Here is a 20,392-nt window from a genome sequence, read left to right on the forward strand (position 1 = left end):
GGCAACCGGCGCGCCCTCGCCCGCCCGATGGCTGTGGAGCCAGGCCATGCCAGCGGCGCAGCCGCTCGGGGGGTTGTGCCTCATTGCAGGCGCAGCAGCTCCGCGCCCTCGGCCACCTGGTCGCCGGGCGCGTAGAGCAGCTCCCGCACCACGCCGTCGGCGGGGGCGGCGATGGTGTGCTCCATCTTCATCGCCTCCATCACCGCCAGCGGCTGGCCCCGCGCCACCTTGTCGCCGGCCCGCACCGCGAACGACACCACCTTGCCCGGCATGGGCGCGGTCAGGCGCCCGCCCTCCGCATGCGCGGCGCCGGCTTGCAGCAGGCGGTCGATGACGCCTATCTTCGTGGCGCCCTGCGCCGTGAACACATGCGCCGCGGCCTGGCTCTCATAGACATCGACGGTGTGGCGCGCGCCGTTGAACCGCACGTCGAGCGCGCCGCCGGGCAGCCGCTCCACGGCCAGCGGACCGGCCACGCCGCCCACGTCCAGCCACAGGCCGTCGCGGCGGTAGGCCAGCAGGGCCGCGGCAGGCTCGCCATGGAAGTCGAAGTCGAAGCGCCGCACGCCGTCGGCCAGCCCGCGCCAGCCGTCGCGCCGCGCGAACGGGTCGTCCGTGCTGCCGTCCTGCTCCAGCACGACCGTGCGCGCGATGGCCGCCGCCGCCGCCAGCGGCAGGCCCAGCGGCTCGCGGTCGAACAGGTGGGCGCGCTCGCGCTCGATCAGCGCGGTGTCCAGCCGCGCCTGGGCGAACGAGCCGCTGGCCAGCACGCCGCGCAGGAACTGCACGTTGGTCGCCACGCCGACGATGTGCACCCGCGCCAGCGCCGCGTCGAGCCGCGCCAGCGCCTGCGCGCGCGTGTCGCCGTGCACGATGAGCTTGGCGACCATGGAGTCGTAGAACGGGCTGATGGCGTCGCCCTCGCGCACGCCGTCGTCGATGCGCACCGCGACGCCCGTGTCGCTGCGATTCGCGCGCGCGAACGCCGCGGCCTCGGGCTTGCGGTACACGGCCAGCGTGCCGGTGGCGGGCAGAAAGTTGTTGTCGGGGTTCTCGGCGCAGATGCGCGCCTCGATCGCGTGGCCGGTGATGCGCAACTGCTCCTGCGCCAGCGGCAGCGGCTCGCCGGCGGCCACGCGCAACTGCCATTCCACCAGGTCCAGGCCGGTGATGGCCTCGGTCACCGGGTGCTCCACCTGCAGGCGGGTGTTCATCTCCATGAAGTAGAACTTCATCGCCTCGGGCTGGTCGTAGCCGCCGGTCTGCTCCACGATGAATTCCACCGTGCCCGCGCCCACGTAGCCCACGGCGCGCGCCGCGCTCACCGCCGCCTGGCCCATCTGCTGGCGCAGCGCGGGCGGCATGCCGGGCGCGGGCGCCTCCTCCAGCACCTTCTGGTGGCGGCGCTGCACGGAGCAGTCGCGCTCGAACAGGTAGACATAGTGGCCCTGGGTGTCGCCGAACACCTGGATTTCGATGTGGCGCGGGCGCTGCACGTATTTCTCGACCAGCACCGCGTCGCTGCCGAAGCTGTTGATCGCCTCGCGCTTGCAGCTCTCCAGCGCGGCGGCGAAATCGGCGCTGCGCTCCACCAGCCGCATGCCCTTGCCGCCGCCGCCCGCGCTGGCCTTGATGAGCACGGGGTAGCCGATGGCGTCGGCCTGGCGCTGCAGCAGCGCCGGGTTCTGGTCGTGGCCGTGGTAGCCGGGCACCAGCGGCACGCCGGCTTTCTCCATGAGCTGCTTCGATTGCGCCTTCAGCCCCATGGCCTGGATGGCCGCGGGCGGCGGGCCGATGAAGACCAGCCCGGACTCGGCGCAGGCGCGGGCGAAGTCCTCGTTCTCGCTCAGGAAGCCATAGCCGGGGTGGATGGCCTCGGCGCCCGTGGCGCGGGCCGCCGCGATGATCTTCTCCCAGCGCAGGTAGCTGTCCTTGGGGGCGCTCGCGCCCAGGTGCGCGGACTCGTCGCAGGCGCGCACGTGCTTGGCGTCGGCATCGGCGTCGGAATACACGGCCACGGTCTGTATCGCCATGCGGCGCGCGGTGGCGGCCACACGGCAGGCGATTTCGCCGCGATTGGCGATGAGGATTTTCTTAAACATGGCTCCCTCCGCGGCTCATCGCCTGCGCACGCTGCGCGTGCCATGCAATTTGGCATGCCCGCGCTGACGCGCGAACGCCGCGATTGGCGATGAGGATTTTCTTGAACATATGCATGTCTCCAAAAAACGGGGGGGTACACCGGCACGCCGTGCAACAGCCCGCCCACGCGGCGCGGTACGCGCCGCAGAAACTTGAACGGCGGCGCGGCGGCCAGCGCCAGCAGGCGGGGCAGGCCCAGCGTGTGCGGCCACTGCGCCACGCGCTCCGCCAGACCGGCCTGCTGCGCGTCCATGGAGGGCTTTCTTCAGCCCGCCAGCCAGCCCGGCTTGCGCTTTTGCAGGAAGGACTGCACGCCCTCCTTGCCTTCGGCGCTGGCGCGGATGTCGGCGATGCCTTCCACCGTGGCCTGCACCAGCGCGTCGTCGATGGCGCGCCCGGCCACGTCCTGCACCAGCTTCTTGCCGGCGCGCACGGCGTTCGGGCTGGCCGCGGCGAGTGCCTGGGCCAGCGCATCGACGCGGGCGTCGAGCGCGTCGGCGGCCACGACCTCGTGCACGAAGCCGATGCGCAGCGCCTCGGCGGCGCCGAAGCGCTCCGCCGTCAGAAAGTAGCGGTGCGCGGCGCGCGCGCCCATGGCACGGATGACGTAGGGCGCGATGGTGGCGGGGATCAGGCCCAGCTTCACTTCGCTCAGGCAGAAAGCCGCCGAGTCCACCGCCACCGCCATGTCGCAGGCCGCGGCCAGCCCCATGCCGCCCGCGTACACGTCGCCCTGGATGCGGGCGATGGTGGGCCTGGGGCATTCGTAGATGGCGCGCAGCATGGCGGCCAGCCGGGCGGCGTCGGCCACGTTCTCGCCGCGCGTGTAGTCGGCCATGCGGCGCATCCAGTGCAGGTCGGCGCCGGCGCAGAAGGCCGGGCCCTCGGCGGCGAGGACGATGCAGCGCACGTCCTCGCGCGCGCCAGCCTCCGCGAAGGCGTGCGTGAGCGCGGCGATAACCTCGTCGTTGAATGCGTTGCGCACCTCGGGGCGGCACAGCGTGATGGTGGCGCGGGGGCCTTCGTAGCGGATGTCCAGGGCGGTCATGGCGGCCTTCCTCGTCACATGCGGAACACGCCGAACTTCGTCTGCGGCACGGGCAGGTTGCGCGCCGCGGCCAGGCCGAGCGCCAGCACGCGGCGGGTGTCGGCGGGGTCGATCACGCCGTCGTCCCACAGCCGCGCGGTGGCGTAGTACGGGTGGCCCTGGGCCTCGTACTGCTGGCGGATCGGGGCCTTGAAGGCTTCCTCGTCCTCGGCGCTCCACTGGCCGCCCTTGGCCTCGATGCCGTCGCGCCGCACGGTGGCCAGCACGCTGGCGGCCTGCTCGCCGCCCATCACGCTGATGCGCGCGTTGGGCCACATCCACAGGAAGCGCGGCGAGTAAGCCCGCCCGCACATGCCATAGTTGCCCGCGCCAAAGCTGCCGCCGATGATGACGGTGAACTTGGGCACCTGGGCGCAGGCCACCGCCGTGACCAGCTTGGCGCCGTGGCGGGCGATGCCCTCGTTCTCGTATTTGCGGCCCACCATGAAGCCGGTGATGTTCTGCAGGAACACCAGCGGCACCTTGCGCTGGCAGCACAGCTCGATGAAGTGCGCGCCCTTTTGTGCCGATTCGCTGAACAAAATGCCGTTGTTGGCGATGATGCCCACGGCCATGCCCTCGATGCGCGCGAAGCCGCACACCAGCGTGCTGCCGAAGCGGGCCTTGAACTCGTCGAACTCCGAGCCATCGGCGATGCGGGCGATGATCTCGCGCACGTCGAAGGGCTTGCGGGTGTCGGTGGGGATCACGCCGTACAGTTCTTCCGCTACGTATTTAGGAGCTACAACCGCAGTATTTGCGGGCGCTGGAGGCTTGTTTTTATTCAAATTGCGCACTGCCTGCCGGGCCAGCGCCAGCGCGTGCAGGTCGTTTTCGGCCAGGTGGTCGGCCACGCCGGAGAGGCGCGTGTGTACGTCGCCGCCGCCCAGGTCTTCGGCACTGACCACCTCGCCCGTGGCGGCCTTCACCAGCGGCGGGCCGCCGAGGAAGATGGTGCCCTGGTTGCGCACGATGATGGATTCGTCGCTCATCGCCGGCACGTAGGCACCGCCCGCCGTGCAGCTACCCATGACCACGGCGATCTGCGCGATGCCCTGCGCGCTCATGTTGGCCTGGTTGTAGAAGATGCGGCCGAAGTGGTCGCGGTCGGGAAACACCTCGTCCTGGTTGGGCAGGTTGGCGCCGCCGCTGTCCACCAGGTAGATGCAGGGCAGGCCGTTCTGCTGCGCCACCTCCTGCGCGCGCAAGTGCTTCTTGACGGTCATCGGGTAGTAGGTGCCGCCCTTCACGGTGGCGTCGTTGCAGACCACCATGCAGTCCACCCCGCTCACGCGCCCGATGCCGACGATCAGTCCCGCGCAGGGCGCGTCGCCGTTGTACATGCCGTAGGCGGCCAGGGGAGCGAGTTCGAGAAACGGCGTGCCCGGGTCGAGCAGCATCTGCACGCGCTCGCGCGGCAACAGCTTGCCGCGCGCGGTGTGCTTGGCGCGCAGGGCCTCGCCGCCGCCCTGCTCCACTTGCGCGAACCGCGCGCGCAGGTCATCCACCAGCGCGCGCATGGCCTGCGCGTTGGCCTGGAAGTCGTCCGAGCGCGGGTTGAGTTGGCTCTCCAGGATGGTCATGCCGTCTTCACTTCCTGCAATCCGAGTTGCTGCGCCATCTGCTCGCGGATCTTGAATTTCTGGATCTTGCCGGTCACCGTCATCGGGAACGCATCGACGAAGCGGATGTAGCGCGGCACCTTGTAGTGCGCGATCTGGCCTTTGCAGAAATCGCGCACAGCCTCTTCGGTGAGCACCTGGCCGGGCTTGGGCACGACCCAGGCGCAAAGCTCCTCGCCATATTTCTGGTCGGGCACGCCGACCACCTGCACGTCCTGTATCTGCGGGTGGCCGTAGAGGAACTCCTCGATCTCGCGCGGGTAGACGTTCTCGCCACCGCGGATCACCATGTCCTTGATGCGGCCGACGATGTTGACGTAGCCCTCGGCATCCATCGTCCCCATGTCGCCGGTGTGCATCCAGCGCTCGGCATCGATGGCCTCGGCGGTCCTCTGCGGGTCGTCCCAGTAGCCGTGCATCACCGAATAGCCGCGCACGCACAGTTCGCCGGGCGAGCCGGGCGGAATGGTGGCGCCGCTCTCGGGGTCGATGATCTTCACCTCCAGGTGCGGCTGCACCGTGCCGACGGTGGCCACGCGGCGGTCCAGCGGCGTGTCGGTGCTGCTCTGGCAGCTCACGGGGCTGGTCTCTGTCATGCCGTAGGCGATGGTGATTTCAGCCAGGTGCATGTCGCGCACCACGCGCTTCATCACCTCTATCGGACAGGGCGAGCCGGACATGATGCCGGTGCGCAGCGTGGAGAGGTCGAACTCGGCGAAGCGCGGGTGGTCCAGTTCGGCGATGAACATCGTGGGCACGCCGTGCAGGCCCGTGCAGCGCTCGGCCTGCACGGCGCTCAGCACGGCCAGTGGGTCGAAGCCGTCCCCCGGGTAGACGATGGCAGAGCCGTGCGTAAAGCAGGCCAGGTTGCCAAGCACCATGCCGAAGCAGTGGTATAGCGGCACCGGAATGCAGAGCTTGTCCTGCGGCCCGAGGCGCATGCATTCGCCGATGAAGAAGCCGTTGTTGAGGATGTTGCGGTGCGTGAGCGTGGCGCCCTTGGGGAAGCCGGTGGTGCCGCTGGTGAACTGGATGTTGACGGGGTCGGTGTTCTTCAGCGTGCGGCCCACCTCGGCCACCCGCGCGTCGCTGGCGTCGCCGCGCGCAAGCAGTTCGGAAAAGCGCAGCATGCCGGGTTCATCATGGGTGTCGCCCGCCGCGTTGCCGCCCGTGCCTGGTGAATCAATCCACACCACGGTCTGAAGGTGCGGCAGGCGCTCGGACTGCAGTTGGCCCGGCGCGCAGCGCGCGAGTTCGGGCGCCAGCTCGCGCAGCATGCCGAGGTAGTCGCTGGTCTTGAAGCGCGCCATCGTGACCAGCGCCTTGCAATCGACCTTGTTGAGCGCGTATTCGAGCTCCGAAGTGCGGTAGGCCGGGTTGATGTTGACCAGCACCAGCCCCGCCTTGGCGGTGGCGATCTGCATCAGCACCCACTCGGCGTTGTTGTGGCTCCAGATGCCCACGCGGTCGCCGGGCGACAGGTTCTGCCGCAGCAGCGCACTGGCCAATTGATGGGCGGCGGCGCGCAGGCCCGCGTAGCTGTAGCGCAGGTTCTGGTGCAGGCAGACCAGCGCATCGCGCTCGGGCTGGCGCTGCACCATGCCATCGAAGAAATCGCCGATGGTCTGCTCGATCAGCGGCACGTCGGTTGCGCCGCGGTCCAGGCTCTGGGTCAGGTGTTTCATCGCTATCTCCTTTTCTCTCGCGCGCCCTGTCTTTCAGCAGGTTTCGGCGAACAGTTCGCGGCCGATCAGCATGCGGCGGATTTCACTGGTGCCCGCGCCGATCTCGTAGAGCTTGGCGTCGCGCCACAGGCGCTCGACCGGGAAGTCCCTGGTGTAGCCCACGCCACCCAGGGCCTGGATCGCCTCGCCGGCCATCCATGTGGCCTTCTCCGCCGCGTAGAGGATGGCGCCCGCCGCGTCCTTGCGGAAGCTGCGCGCGTGGTCGTTGCGGTCGCAGGCCTGGCCCACGGCGTACACGTAGGCGCGCGTGGCCTGCCAGGTGCTGTACAGGTCGGCCAGCTTGCCCTGCATGAGCTGGAATTCGCCGATCGCCTGGCCGAACTGCTTGCGCTCGTGCACATAGGGCACCACCGCGTCCATGCAGGCGGCCATGATGCCCAGCGGCCCGCCCGCGAGCACGGCGCGCTCGTAGTCGAGCCCGCTCATCAGCACCTTGGCGCCGTTGCCCTCGCCGCCGAGCACGTTTTCCTCGGGCACCTCGCAGTCGTCGAAGAACAGCGGGAAGGTGTTGCTGCCGCGCATGCCGAGCTTGTCGAGCTTGGTGCCGGCGGAAAAGCCCTTGAAGCCCTTCTCGACGATGAAGGCCGTCATGCCGCGCGCGCCCATCTCGGGCTCGGTCTTGGCATAGATGACCAGCGTGTCGGCGTCGCCGCCGTTGGTGATCCACATCTTGGTGCCGTTGAGCACGTAGCGGTCGCCCTTTTTCTCGGCGCGCAGCTTCATGCTCACCACGTCGCTGCCGGCGCCGGGCTCGCTCATGGCCAGCGCGCCCACGTGCTCGCCGCTCACCAGCTTGGGCAGGTACTTCTGCTTCTGCGCCGCGCTGCCGTTGCGGTGGATCTGGTTCACGCACAGGTTGCTGTGCGCGCCGTAGGACAGGCCCACCGAGGCGCTGGCGCGCGAGACTTCTTCCATCGCCACGATGTGCGCGAGGTAGCCGAGCTGCGTGCCGCCGTATTCCTCGGCCACCGTCATGCCGTGCAGGCCCAGGTCGCCGAGCTTCTTCCACAGGTCGGCGGGGAACAGGTTGTCGCGGTCCACCTCCGCGGCGCGCGGCGCGATCTCGCTGGCGGCGAAGCCGGCGATGGCTTCGCGCAGCGCGTCGATGGTGTCGCCGAGGCCGAAATTCAGGCCGGGCAGGGCTGGTGGCATGGCTGTCTCCTTGTCTTGACTTGTGTTTCAGGTTACTCCCGCGCAGGCTGCATTTGCGGCCACAATGGTTGCAGATCATGCCAGCCATGCCCACTCCCCGCCACTTTCATGCCCCCGTGGCCGCCACCCCGATGGCGTTCGCACGCGCCATCGTGCAAGCGTACGCGCGCTATGGCGTCGATCCGGCGGCGGCCCTGCGCCAGGCACAGATCGCGCCGCGCCAGCTCATGCAGGCCGATGCGCGCATCACCGCCGCGCAGTTCGAGGCGCTTTCCAGCTACGCCATGCAGCAGCTCGACGACGAGAGCCTGGGCTGGTTCGTCCGCCGCCTGCCCTGGGGCAGCTACGGGCTGCTGTGCCGCGCGTCCGTGACGGCGCCCACGCTGGGGGTGGCGCTCAAGCGCTGGTGCCGCCACCACCGCCTGCTGACCGACGATGTGCTGCTGCGGCTGGAGGTGGCAGGCGGCCTGGCGCGCATCACCGTCGCGGAGCAGCGCCCACTGGCCGCGGAGTTCCGCGAGTTCTGCCTGGTCACGCTGCTGCGCTACGTGCACGGCTTCGCCTGCTGGGCCATCGACTCGCGCATCGCGCTGCGCGAGACCACGTTCCCGTTCGCCGCCCCGCGGCACGCCGGCGCCTATCCGCTGATGTTCCCCGGGCCGGTGCATTTCGGCGCCGGGCAGGCCGGCTACAGCTTCGACCCCGCCTACCTGGCCCTGCCCCTGGTGCGCGACGAGGACGCCATGCGCGCCATGCTGCAGCGCGCGCTGCCGCTGACCGTGCGGCAGTACCGGCGCGACCGGCTGCTGGTGGCGCGCGTGCGCGAGGCGCTGCGCGCCCATCCGCTCGCAACCGCCACCGCCGACAGCATGGCCGGCTGGCTGCACATGTCGGTGCGCACGCTGCACCGGCAGCTCAAGGAAGAAGGCGCCTCGCTGCAGGCGCTCAAGGACGAGGCCCGCCAGGCCCTGGCCGCCGGGCTGCTGCGGCGCACGCGCAAGCCGCTCAAGCAGGTGGCGCTGGCGGCGGGCTTCCGCAACGAGAAGAGCTTTGCGCGCGCGTTCCGCGGCTGGACGGGCATGCCGCCGGGCGAGTACCGGCTGGGCCAGCGGCCCGGCGCGGCGAAGGCGTGACTACGCGCGGCCTGCCGCGCGCGGCTTGACTTTGGGCGCCGAGGGGGAAAGGAGGGGCCGAGAGTGGTCACGGGAAAAAGCCTCGCGCAGCGAAACAATCCGGGAATGGAGCCCGAACAATAATAGATGTCCATGCCCCAGCAGACGCCCGACCAGCCCATCTTCCAAGCCGAGCACCTGCGCAAGCGCTACGGCGGCAGCCTGGTCGTCGACGATCTGTCGTTCGCCATCGCGCCCGGCGAATGCCTGGGCGTGATCGGCCCCAACGGCGCGGGCAAGACCACCACCATCCGCATGTGCCTGGGCCTGACCGCACCCGACGCCGGCAGCGTGCGCTACTTTCCCGCGGGCGGCGGCGCGCCGCTCGCCATGCCGCGCGACGCGCTGGCGATCAAGGCGCAGCTCGGCGTGGTGACGCAGTTCGACACACTGGACCCGGACTTCGATTGCGCCGAGAACCTGCTGGTCTATGGCCGCTACTTCGGCCTGTCGCGCGCGTCCATGCGCGAGCGCGTGCCGCGGCTGCTCGAATTCGCCTCGCTCGGCCACAAGGCGCAGGCCAAGCCCGGCGAGCTGTCGGGCGGCATGAAGCGGCGCCTGTCGCTAGCGCGCGCGCTGGTCAACGACCCACGCCTGCTGCTGCTCGACGAACCCACCACGGGCCTGGACCCGCAGGCGCGCCACCTGATGTGGGAGCGGCTGCAACTGCTGCTGCAGCAGGGCAAGTCGATCCTGCTGACCACGCACTTCATGGACGAGGCCGAGCGCCTGTGTTCGCGCCTGCTGGTGCTGGACCATGGCCGCAAGATCGCCGAGGGCCGCCCGCGCGACCTGATCGCCCAACACCTGGAGCCCGACGTGGTGGAGGTGTACGGCCAGGGCGCGCTGGCGCTGGCGCAGGACGCCGCGCTGCGACCGCTGGCCGCGCGCACCGAGGTGAGCGGCGAGACGGTGTTCTTCTACACCCAGGACGCCCGCGCCCTGCTCGCCGCCCTGGCCGCGCATCCGCAGCAGCGCACGCTGCACCGGCCTGCGAACCTGGAGGATCTTTTCCTCAAACTCACGGGCCGGCAGATCCGCGAGGACAGTTGAGCGCGGCCCCGGCATACGGCATGCTTGAGCCTGCCCATTGCAACCCGCGCCGCAATTTCCTAGGATGCCTGCCAGCCATCAACCCCAGGAGCGCCTCGTGACATCTACCGAAACCGACGAACAGTTTCTGCAGCGCCTTTGCGAAGTGATGCAGCGTATTGCCCTGCAGGGCGACTTGCGGGCCGTCGGCCCGCTGATGGACATGACCGGCCAGCGCCCGGAACACACGCTGCTGGCGCGGCTGGCGGAATCGTTCGCACACATGGTGGTCAAGATCGAAGCGCGCGAGTTCGAGCTGGAATGCCGCATCGCCGACCTGGGCCAGACGCGGCAGGAACTGGAGCTGGCCAACCTGGACCCGCTCACCAGCCTGCCCAACCGCATGATCGCGCGCGACCGGCTGCGCCAGTCCATAACCGAAGCACGCGCGCGCCAGGGCGCCATGTCGGTGCTGTTCCTCGACCTCGACCGCTTCAAGCAGGTCAACGACACGCTCGGCCACGCGGCTGGCGACGAGCTGCTCTGCCGGGTCACGCAGCGCCTGCAGGGCTGCCTGCGCGAAGGCGACACGCTGGCCCGACTGGGCGGCGACGAGTTCCTGTGCGTGCTGCCCACCTGCGGCGAGCCCGAGGCGGCCCAGGCGCTGGCCGGACGCATGATCGGCGCCCTGACCCAGCGCTTCCCGCTCGCCGCGGGCGTGGCCGACATCGGCACCAGCATCGGGCTGGCGCATTTCCCGCGTGACGGGCAGAGCGTGGACGAGCTGATCGCCAGCGCCGACGCCGGGCTCTACGAAGCCAAGCGCAGCGGCCGCAACTGCTGGCGCTACGCACCGCCCGCGGCGGGCAATCCCGCATGAGCGCGGCTTGCGCCGCCGACGGCTGCGGCGCCCCGCCCGCGCAGCCGTCCCTGTGGCGCCCGCCGGCGGTATCTGCGCGCTGGTGGCCCGTGTTCCTGCGCAACCTGCTGGTGTGGCGCAAGCTGGCCATCCCGAGCCTGGTGGGCAACATCGCCGAGCCGCTGATGTGGCTCGTGGCCTTCGGCTACGGCATGGGCGCGCTGGTGGGACAGGTGGACGTGGGCGGCGCGCGCGTGCCCTACATCCTGTTCCTGGCCAGCGGCTCGATCTGTATGAGCGCGATGAACGCAGCGAGCTTCGAGGCGCTGTACTCGGCCTTCTCGCGCATGCACGTGCAGCGCACCTGGGACGGCATCATGAACGCCCCCGTGGGCCTAGACGACGTGGTGCTCGCCGAGATGCTCTGGGCCGCGTTCAAGTCGATCTTCACCGTGACGGCCATCCTCGGCGTGATGCTGGCGCTGGGCATCAGCCACAGCCCCAAGCTGCTCGTGGCCTGGCCGGTGCTGCTGTGCGTGGGCGTCATGTTTTCCAGCATCGCGCTGGTCTTCAACGCGCTGGCCAAGGGCTACGACTTCTTCACCTACTACTTCACGCTGGTGCTCACGCCGATGATGTTCCTCTCGGGCGTGTTCTTCCCGCGCGCGCAACTGCCGGCCACGGTGCGCGCCATCTCCGACTGGCTGCCGCTCACCAACGCGGTGGAACTGGTGCGCCCGCTGTTCATGGACCAGTGGCCCGCGCAGCCGCTGCGCCACGGGCTGGTGCTGGCCGCCACCACCGTGGCGGCATTCTGGATCGCGCTCGCGTTCACGCGCCGGCGGTTCAGGGGCTGATCCGGAGGCAGGCGCGCCACGAACGGGACTGGCGCCCCTGGGCACACACCCGGCGGTCCGCGCCATGCGCTGGCGCAAAGGTGGCGCGGATGAATCCCGATACCATAGGCGCGGCACCACCTTTTCCATCCTCACCGCAAGGAGTACACGACATGAGCATCAAGACCGTAGGCGTCATCGGCGCCGGCACCATGGGCAACGGCATCGCGCAGACCTGCGCCGTGGCAGGCATCGACGTGGTGATGGTAGACATCTCCGACGCCGCCGTGCAGAAAGGCTTGGCCACCATCGGCGGCAGCCTGGACCGGCTGATCAAGAAGGAAAAGCTGACCGAGGCGCAAAAGGCCGCAGCCCTGTCGCACATCAAGACCTCCACCAGCTACGACGATCTGAAGGCCGCGCAACTCGTGATCGAGGCGGCCACCGAGAACTACGAGCTCAAGCTCAAGATCCTCAAGCAGGTGGATGCCCTGGTGGCACCCGAGGTGATCATCGCGTCGAACACCTCGTCGATCTCCATCACCAAGCTGGCCGCGGCCACCGGCCGTGCCGACAAGTTCATCGGCATGCACTTCTTCAACCCTGTGCCGATGATGGCGCTGGTGGAGATCATCCGCGGCCTGCAGACCAGCGACGCTACGCACGACACGGTGCAGGCGCTGGCCAAGGAACTCGGCAAGAGCCCCATCACGGTGAAGAACGCGCCGGGCTTTGTCGTCAACCGCATCCTGGTGCCGATGATCAACGAGGCATTCTTCGTGCTGGCCGACGGCCTGGCCACGGCCGAGGACATCGACGCGGGCATGAAGCTCGGCTGCAACCAGCCCATCGGGCCGCTGGCACTGGCCGACATGATCGGCCTAGACGTGTGCCTGGCGGTGACGGAGGTCTACCTCTCCGAATTCGGCGACAGCAAGTACCGCCCCTGCCCGCTGCTCAAGGAAATGGTGGCTGCGGGCCGCCTGGGCCGCAAGACCGGGCGCGGCGTGTACATCTACTGATTGGGCCATTCCATGCGCGGCCCGCACGCGGGCGCGCCGCACCGCGGGCGACACACATCCACATCGGCGTTGCGGCTTTTCTTCAATTAAACCTGGAAACGGCAGTTGGATGCGCCTGCCGGTGCCGTGATCGGGGTGCCAGGCAAGACCGGGCGACGCGGCGGGCTTGGTGCCCGCAAGGAGGAGCAACGCCGCATGGCGCGCCGAGCGCGGTGCTGGCAGGTGCATGGCGCTCTCACCCACCAGGTGAACCCCATCGAAGCCGTCAACGCTCGATTTCATGCGGCCTGGCAAGGGATGCAAAGCGGTCAACTGCCGTTTCCAGGTTAAATTGCACGCTATTTAATAGCGGTCAATAATAGCGGTCAATAATTTTGGCCATGGCATCCGCATCACGCCCCGACACCGCCCGGCAGCTCGTGCTGGACAACCAGCTCTGCTTCGCGCTGTATTCCGCGTCGCTCGGCATGACGCGCGTGTACAAGCCGCTGCTGGCCGGGCTGGGCCTGACCTACCCGCAGTACATTGCCATGCTGGCGCTGTGGGAGCGCGACGGACTCATGGTGTCCGAGCTGGGCGAGCGGCTGTTCCTCGACTCCGGCACGCTCACGCCGCTGCTCAAGCGCCTCGAAACCCTGGGCCTGGTCGCGCGACAGCGCGACAGCACCGACGAGCGCCGCGTGCGCATCCACCTCACGCCCGCGGGCCGCAGGCTCAAGGGCCGCGCCGCCGCCATCCCCGGCTGCCTGCTCGCAGCCAGCCGCTGCACCCTACCGCAGGTGGCGGCGCTCACCCAGCAGTTGCAGGCCCTGCGCGACCAGTTGGCGCAATCCGCCGCCGAACCCGCGGGCTGAAAGAACACCCGATTCACCAACCCGCCCTGCCCATCCGGGCCGGACATCCACAGGAGAGAGCCGCCATGCCCACCACCCTCGACAAAGTCGTCTATACCGCCCGCACCCATACCACGGGCGGGCGCGACGGCCACAGCGCATCCAGCGACGGCATGCTCGCCGTCGATCTCAAGCCGCCCAAGGAAATGGGCGGCCCCGGCGGCGGCGCCAACCCCGAGCAATTGTTCGCCGCGGGCTACTCGGCCTGCTTCATGGGCGCGCTGAAGCTCGTGGCCGGTCAGAAGAAGATCGCCGTGCCGGCGGACACATCGATCGACGCCGAGGTCGACATCGGCCCCATTCCGCAGGGCTTCGGCATCGCCGCGCGCCTGACGGTCAACCTGCCCGGCATGGACCAGGCCGGCGCCCAGGCGCTGGTGGACGCCGCACACCAGGTCTGCCCGTATTCCAACGCCACGCGCGGCAACATCGAGGTGGCGCTGGCCGTGAAGGTCTGACCTTCGGGCGCGCGCGCCGCATGCCCCGCCGATAATCGGGGCATGCCTTCCACCCTGCCGCCGGCGCCTGCCGCCTCTTCCCATCCTTACGAAGCGCTCACACCTGCGGCGGTGCTGGACGCGCTGGCGCAAGTAGGCCTGAACGGCGATGGCCGCCTCATGGCGCTCAGTTCTTACGAGAACCGGGTCTACCAGGCATCGCTCGAAGACGGCACGCGCGTGGTCGCCAAGTTCTACCGGCCCGGCCGCTGGAGCGCGGCGCAGATCCTTGAGGAGCACGCCTTCGCGGCGGAACTGGCGCAAGCCGAGGTACCCGTGGTCGCGCCCCTGGCGCTGCATGGCACGACGCTGCACCACTTCGGCGGCTTCGCATTCAGCGTGAGTCCCTGGCGCGGCGGACGCCCGCCCGAACTGGACGATTTCGAGGTGCTGGAATGGGTGGGCCGCTTCCTGGCCCGCATCCACACCGTGGGTGCCGCGCGCCCCTTCGCCGAGCGGCCCGCGCTCGATCTGCAGAGCTTGGGTACCGCATCGCGCGATTGGCTGCTGGCACAGCGCGCCATTCCACTCGACATGGAAGGCGAATGGCGCACAGCCTGCGACTGCGCTCTCAAAATGATAGCTGCAAGCGCAATCAATACGGGCGCCAGAGGCCAATCAGGTATTGAATTCCTGCGCCTGCACGGTGACTGCCACCCAGGCAACATCCTCTGGACGCCGACCGACAAACCCGGCGGCGGCCCGCACTTCGTGGACCTCGACGACACCCGCAGCGGCCCGGCGGTGCAGGACTTGTGGATGCTGCTGTCGGGCGAACGCCCGCAGCGCACGCAGCAGTTGTCGGCGCTGCTGGACGGCTACGAGCAGTTCCGCGCCTTCGACCGGCGCGAGCTGGCACTCATCGAGCCGCTGCGCACGCTGCGCCTGATCCACTACAGCGCCTGGCTCGCGCGCCGCTGGAGCGACCCGATCTTCCCGATCAACTTCCCCTGGTTCGGCAGCAGCGATTACTGGCGCGGGCAGGTGGACATGCTGCGCGAGCAGATCGAGGCGATGGGGGAGGAGCCGCTGGCCGCATAGGCAGGCCAACCCTTGCCTCGCATCCTGATAAAAGCGTGCCCTTGAACCAGAACATGGAAGATTGACGATGAGTGACCTGAAAGGGAAAGTCGCCGTGGTGACCTGCTATGCAATGCTCGGCAGTACCATCGACGGCATCCTCACGACGCACGAGGACGTGGCGCAAACGGCGCTGCTCCACTCGGCGTTCCCGCGCGCGGCGGGATATTTTCGATGACGTATCAGAAAATCGACTTCCTTTTGATCGGGGGAGGGCTGGCGAGTGCGACGGCAGCCGAGACGCTGCGGCGGGAAGGCGCAACCGGCTCCATCCTGATCCTGTCGGCCGAATCGACGCTGCCGTATCAGCGCCCGGCGCTGTCCAAGCGCTATCTGCTCGGTGATGCCAACGTGCAGCAGATACTCATTCATCCGGCGCAGTATTACCGCGAACAGCAAATCGAGGTCGCGCTGGAAACCACGGCGCTCTCGGTCGATACCGCCCGCCAACGGGTGGAAACCTCGACCGGGCGGCAGATTCATTATGAAAAACTCCTGATCGCCACCGGCGCATCGCCCCGGCCCATTGCTTTACCCGGTGCGTCGCTGCCGGGCATTCATGTGCTGAGGTCGCGCGACGATTGCGATGCCCTGCGGCAGCGTGCCTCGAAGGCCAAGCGTGCCGTTGTGGTGGGCGGCAGCTTTCACGGCATCGAGGTCGCGATGACGCTGCGCGACCTCGGCCTCGAAGTCACCATCGTGGAAGAGGACACGCGACTGCTGCGGCATCTGGAATCGGCGATGCTGTCTGATTTCTTCCTGCAGTACGCAAGCCAGCAAGGCGCGACCGTGTTGCTCGACGAGCCGGTGGTCGCGTTTCATGGAGAAAGAAAAATCCGGGAAGTCGAAACTGGCTCGGGGGCGCGCATACCGTGCGATTTCGCGGTGGCCTGCATGGGCGTGCGTCCCGCCACGCAATTTCTCCACGGCAGCGGCATTGCGCTCGAAGAGGGCCAGGTCGTGGTTGATGCTCGGCTGGCCACCAATGCGCCCAACGTCTGGGCGGCCGGCGACGTGACGAGCTTTCTGGACCCGGTGTTTTCCCGCCGGCGCCATATCGAGCACTGGGACAACGCGGTCAAGCAAGGGCGTCTCGCCGCGCTGAACATGCTGGGGCGCCGCATGCGCTATGACCAGGTGTCCTATTTCTTTTGCGAAGTCGGCGACATCGGGTTCGACGTGCTCGGCGCGCCGGAAGACGCCGACGAGTGGATCATGCGCGGCTCGCTGGCAGACCACTCCTTTGCGTTGTTTTACCTGAAGGACAGCGTGATGCGGGCAGCATTCTCGCTGGGCCGCCCGGCCGGGGAAACGCGTCTTGCCGAGGGGCTGATCCGTTACCGGACCAACCTGCAACTGCACAAGGAAATATTGCGGCAGCCGGACGTCGCGCTCGACCAGCTGCCGACGCAGACCGTGCTGGTGTTGCAGGGCGGCGGTGCGCTCGGCGCGTTCGAATGCGGGGTGGTCAAGGCGCTGGAGGAAGAGCAGATATTTCCAGACATCGTGGCAGGCATTTCGATTGGCGCGCTCAACGGCGCGATCATTGCCGGCAATCCGCGCAACGCCACGGGCGCGCTGGAGGCCTTCTGGTCGGAGTTGCAGGTGGCATCCTCGCCGCTGCTATCGGAGCCGATGCGGCGCGCCACAACCGCCATGCAGATCCTGCAGTTCGGCGTGCCGAAATTTTTCCGGCCGCGCTGGATGCCGTCGTTCGGAGAGCCCTGGGTGGCGCCGTGGAACTGGAGCGGCTTTTACGATACGTCGCCGATGAAGCAGTTGCTGGCGAAGTACGTGGACTTCACGTCGCTCAAGGAAAGCCCGGTGCGACTCGTGGTCGGCGCGGTCAACGTGCTGACCGGCGAGCTCGAGGTGTTCGACAGCTATGTCGACGATCTGACGCCGGACCATATTCTGGCCAGCGGCAGCTTGCCTCCCGGTTTTTCCTGGACCTTCGTCGACGGCAAACCCTACTGGGATGGCGGCATTGTCAGCAACTCGCCGCTCGATCTGGTGTTCGACCGCTGCGGCCCGGACGGCAAGCGGGTCTTCATCGTGGACCTGTTTGCGGGCGCGAAGTCCTCCTTGCCTTCCAACATGATGGAAATCCAGGCACGCCGTGACGAAATCGTGTATTCGGAACGTGTGCGCAGCGATCTGCGCATGCGTGAACTGAAGGATGCCTATCGCGGCCTGGTCGAGAGCCTGCTGCAGGAGATCGAGCCGGTGGAGCGCGAGAAGATCATGCAGCGTCCCCGGTATATCCAGTTGATGGGCGACGGCGCAAAGATGCAGATCACGCGCTTCGTGCGCAAGGGGGTGGGCGATGAGCCCTCGTGGCGGGACTACGATTTCTCGGATGTTTCGATTCGCGCCAATCAGGCCCAGGGCTACGCGCTGGTCAAGGAAATGCTCGGTGCCCCGAGGGGGGTTGTTGCGGCCGACCGGCCTGTCGAGAGCACATCCGACACCGTCGAGCGGTAGGGGCCTGCCGTTTTCCGGCGCTTCGGTTTTTGGTCTCTTTTGAGGTAGTGGTGCGAGGCGCAGCCCAGGGAGCTGCGCTGGCCCATGGCTGGATGCAGCGGGGCTTATGCATCCGGCCATGGAGACATGAGCGGCGAGCGCCGAAGCGATGATCCTGGAAACGGCAGTTGGATGCGCCTGCCGGTGCCGTGATTGGGGTGCCAGGCAAGACGCGACGACGCGGCGGGCTACTGCCCGCAAGGAGGAGCAACGCCGCATGGCGCGCCGAGCGCGGTGCTGGCAGGTGCATAGCGCTCTCACCCACGAGGTGAACCCCATCGAAGCCGTGAACGCTCGATTTCATGCGGCCTGGCAAGGGATACGAAGCGGTCAACTGCCGTTTCCAGGATGATGGGCGCCCACCGTGCCCCGGCGTGTGCCGGTTGCGCAGGCGTGTTGCCCACCAGCAGCATGCGAGCAGCACGCCGCAGGCCGCGTCACACCAGCAGCGCGTTCACCCGCTTCACATAAGCCGCCGGATCCTCCGGCAGCCCACCCTCGGCCAGCAGCGCCTGGTCGAACAGGATGCTGGCCAGGTCGTGGAAGTGCACGGCGTCGGTCTCCAGCTTCTTCACGAGCGGATGCTGGGGGTTCACTTCGAGAATGGGCTTGGCTTCGGGCGCCTGCTGGCCTGCCTGCTTGAGCAGCCGCGCGAGCTGCGTACTCATGCCGTGCTCCTGCACCACCAGGCAGGCGGGCGAATCGACCAGGCGGGTGGTCACGCGCACGTCCTCGGCCTTGTCCTTCAGCGCGTCCTTGAGCCGGGCGAGCAGGGGCTTGAAGCTCTCTGCCGCTTCCTCGGCGGCCTTCTTCTCGGCCTCGTCCTGCAGCCGGCCCAGATCGACCGCGCCCTTGGCCACGCTTTGCAGCGGCGTGCCGTCGAATTCGTTGAGGTAGCCCAGCGCCCATTCGTCCACCCGGTCGGTCATCAGCAGCACCTCGATGCCCTTCTTCCTGAAGACTTCGAGCTGCGGGCTGTTCTTGGCCGCGGCCAGCGTTTCGGCGGTGATGTAGTAGATGGCCTCCTGGCCTTCCTTCATGCGGCTCTTGTAGTCGGCGAAGCTCACGCTCGCCGTGTCGCTGGCGGTGGAGGCGAAGCGCAGCAGCCGGGCGATGCGCTCACGGTGCGAGAAATCCTCGCCCAGCCCCTCCTTGAGCACGGCGCCGAACTCGGCGTAGAAGCGCGCGTATTTCTCCGATTCGTCGGCGTATTCGGCGGCAGCCTCGGCGGCGGGCGTGGTGGCATCGGCGCGCTTGTCCGCCACGTCGGTCACGTCCTGCGTGGGCGTGGGCGCGGGCACGGCCTCGCCCGAGCCGATGTCGATCTTGCCTTCGCCGCTTTCAGGCCCGGTTTTCTGCTTGTTGGCCAGGTCTTCGAGCATCGACAGCACGCGGCGCGTGTTGCCGTCGCGGATGGCGCGCACGTCGCGGCTTTCCTGCAGCAGCTCGCGGCTCACGTTGAGCGGCAGGTCCGCCGAATCGACCACGCCCTTGACGAAACGCAGGTAGGCGGGCAGCAGGGCCTCGGCCTCGTCCATGATGAAAACGCGCTTGACGTAGAGCTTGACGCCGGCCTTCTTGTCGCGGTTCCACAGGTCGAACGGCGCCTTGGCCGGGATGTAGAGCAACTGCGTGTATTCGGTGCTGCCTTCCACGCGGTTGTGGCTCCAGGCCAGCGGCGGCTCGCTGTCGTGGCTGATCTGCTTGTAGAACTCGATGTACTGCTCGGGCGCGAGGTCCTTCTTGGGCCGGGTCCAGAGCGCGCTGGCCTGGTTGACGGTCTCCCACTCGTCGGTGAGCACCATGTCGCCGCCCTTGCCTTCTTCGCCTTCCTTCCACTCTTCCTTGCGCATGAGGATGGGCAGAGAGATGTGGTCGGAATACTTGGCGATGATGCCTTTCAGCTTCCAGGTGTTGAGGTACTCGTCGGCGTCGGCGCGCAGGTGCAGCGTGACGCTGGTGCCGCGCTGCGGGCGGTCGATGCGCTCCACCTCGAAGTCACCCGAGCCGGCGCTCACCCAGCGCACGCCTTCACTGGCGGGCAGGCCGGCGCGGCGCGACTCGACGGTGATCCGGTCGGCCACGATGAAGCCCGAATAGAAACCCACGCCGAACTGGCCGATCAACTGCCCCTGCTGCGAGGCGGTGGCCTTCTGGTCGCTGGAGAGGCGGCTCATGAAGTCCTTGGTGCCGCTCTTGGCGATGGTGCCCAGGTTGTCGATGGCCTCCTGCTCGGAGAGGCCGATGCCGTTGTCGCTGATGGTGAGGGTCCTGGCGGCCTTGTCGAAAGTGACGCGCACCTCCAGGTTCGGCGCGTCTTCGTACAGCGCGGGCTGGTCGAGCGCCTCGAAGCGCAGCTTGTCGCAGGCGTCCGATGCGTTGGAGACCAGCTCGCGCAGGAAGATCTCCTTGTTGGAGTACAGCGAATGCGTGACCAGGTGCAGCAACTGCGCGACTTCGGCCTGGAAGGAGAGGGTTTGTTTGCTCATGGTGGCTGATTCGGAAAAAAACAAAGCGGGGACGCCCCGCACCTGGGGGCGCCGGGCCGATTATCAACGCCGGCTCCGGCACGCAAGGCCAGCCGGCGCGCGCCCATGTCAACTGTTGGCAATCTGTTGGTATTTGCACCCATTTTCCGTTATTTACAGCCCACAAGATCGGCCGAGTCTTGTCCAACGAGGTATGAGCCTGGAGCCGGGCTCGTGATTCCACTGAGCAATGAGCCTGGCG

16 protein-coding genes are annotated in these 20,392 nt (G+C 68.0%); 10 read left to right on the top strand and 6 right to left on the bottom strand.

Features of this window, described 5'->3' with window-relative positions; all coding sequences use genetic code 11:
- Positions 1–80: 80 nt before the first annotated feature.
- From PY257_RS04645 to PY257_RS04665, 5 genes are all read right to left on the bottom strand, one after another.
- Complete coding sequence (locus PY257_RS04645) at positions 81–2,102, bottom strand: acetyl-CoA carboxylase biotin carboxylase subunit (RefSeq protein ID WP_275739349.1); 2,022 nt, start codon at positions 2,100–2,102, stop codon at positions 81–83.
- Positions 2,103–2,407: 305 nt separating this feature from the next.
- The gene (locus PY257_RS04650) at positions 2,408–3,190 is read right to left on the bottom strand and encodes an enoyl-CoA hydratase/isomerase family protein (protein ID WP_275739351.1); all 783 of its coding nucleotides are present in this window, start codon (positions 3,188–3,190) and stop codon (positions 2,408–2,410) included.
- 14 nt (positions 3,191–3,204) lie between these two features.
- Complete coding sequence (locus tag PY257_RS04655) at positions 3,205–4,812, bottom strand: carboxyl transferase domain-containing protein (RefSeq protein ID WP_275739353.1); 1,608 nt, start codon at positions 4,810–4,812, stop codon at positions 3,205–3,207.
- On the bottom strand, positions 4,809–6,536 hold the full coding sequence (locus PY257_RS04660) for an AMP-binding protein (protein WP_275739355.1): 1,728 nt from the start codon (positions 6,534–6,536) through the stop codon (positions 4,809–4,811). Before PY257_RS04660 ends, PY257_RS04655 begins: the two co-directional genes overlap by 4 nt.
- Before the next feature lie 33 nt (positions 6,537–6,569).
- Positions 6,570–7,748: an isovaleryl-CoA dehydrogenase gene (locus PY257_RS04665; RefSeq protein WP_275739357.1), complete on the bottom strand. Its 1,179-nt coding sequence runs from the start codon at positions 7,746–7,748 to the stop codon at positions 6,570–6,572.
- A gap of 86 nt (positions 7,749–7,834) precedes the next feature.
- On the opposite strand from PY257_RS04665, the gene PY257_RS04670 reads away from it, so the two are divergent.
- The 10 genes from PY257_RS04670 (at position 7,835) to PY257_RS04715 (ending at position 17,623) form a co-directional block, all read left to right on the top strand.
- Positions 7,835–8,881 carry an AraC family transcriptional regulator gene (locus tag PY257_RS04670; RefSeq protein ID WP_275739360.1) on the top strand — a complete coding sequence of 349 codons (1,047 nt, stop codon included), beginning with the start codon at positions 7,835–7,837 and terminating at the stop codon, positions 8,879–8,881.
- Between the two features lie 132 nt (positions 8,882–9,013).
- Positions 9,014–9,973, top strand: a complete 960-nt coding sequence (locus tag PY257_RS04675) for an ATP-binding cassette domain-containing protein (RefSeq protein ID WP_275739362.1) — start codon at positions 9,014–9,016, stop codon at positions 9,971–9,973.
- A gap of 97 nt (positions 9,974–10,070) precedes the next feature.
- On the top strand, positions 10,071–10,832 hold the full coding sequence (locus PY257_RS04680) for a GGDEF domain-containing protein (RefSeq protein ID WP_275739364.1): 762 nt from the start codon (positions 10,071–10,073) through the stop codon (positions 10,830–10,832).
- A complete protein-coding gene (locus PY257_RS04685) occupies positions 10,829–11,668 on the top strand; it encodes an ABC transporter permease (protein ID WP_275739366.1) in 840 nt (279 codons plus the stop codon). The genes PY257_RS04680 and PY257_RS04685 overlap by 4 nt, the downstream gene beginning before the upstream one ends.
- A gap of 152 nt (positions 11,669–11,820) precedes the next feature.
- Complete coding sequence (locus PY257_RS04690) at positions 11,821–12,669, top strand: 3-hydroxybutyryl-CoA dehydrogenase (RefSeq protein ID WP_275739368.1); 849 nt, start codon at positions 11,821–11,823, stop codon at positions 12,667–12,669.
- 380 nt (positions 12,670–13,049) lie between these two features.
- Positions 13,050–13,523 carry a MarR family winged helix-turn-helix transcriptional regulator gene (locus PY257_RS04695; protein WP_275739369.1) on the top strand — a complete coding sequence of 158 codons (474 nt, stop codon included), beginning with the start codon at positions 13,050–13,052 and terminating at the stop codon, positions 13,521–13,523.
- Positions 13,524–13,588: 65 nt separating this feature from the next.
- Entirely contained in the window at positions 13,589–14,020 is a 432-nt protein-coding gene (locus tag PY257_RS04700; protein WP_275739371.1) for an organic hydroperoxide resistance protein, read from the top strand.
- A 42-nt stretch (positions 14,021–14,062) separates the two neighbouring features.
- Positions 14,063–15,100 (top strand): serine/threonine protein kinase, encoded by a 1,038-nt coding sequence (locus PY257_RS04705; protein ID WP_275739373.1) that lies wholly within the window; start codon positions 14,063–14,065, stop codon positions 15,098–15,100.
- A 67-nt stretch (positions 15,101–15,167) separates the two neighbouring features.
- A complete protein-coding gene (locus PY257_RS04710) occupies positions 15,168–15,317 on the top strand; it encodes a hypothetical protein (protein WP_275739381.1) in 150 nt (49 codons plus the stop codon).
- Positions 15,314–17,623: an FAD-dependent oxidoreductase gene (locus PY257_RS04715; protein WP_275739375.1), complete on the top strand. Its 2,310-nt coding sequence runs from the start codon at positions 15,314–15,316 to the stop codon at positions 17,621–17,623. The genes PY257_RS04710 and PY257_RS04715 overlap by 4 nt, the downstream gene beginning before the upstream one ends.
- Before the next feature lie 476 nt (positions 17,624–18,099).
- Here the strand turns inward: PY257_RS04715 and htpG are convergent, their stop codons facing one another.
- Positions 18,100–20,151: a molecular chaperone HtpG gene (htpG, locus tag PY257_RS04720; protein WP_275739377.1), complete on the bottom strand. Its 2,052-nt coding sequence runs from the start codon at positions 20,149–20,151 to the stop codon at positions 18,100–18,102.
- Positions 20,152–20,392 lie beyond the last annotated feature (241 nt).

Origin of the sequence: Curvibacter soli (assembly GCF_029211125.1) — a bacterium.
Classification (GTDB): Bacteria; Pseudomonadota; Gammaproteobacteria; order Burkholderiales; family Burkholderiaceae_C; genus Curvibacter_A; species Curvibacter_A soli.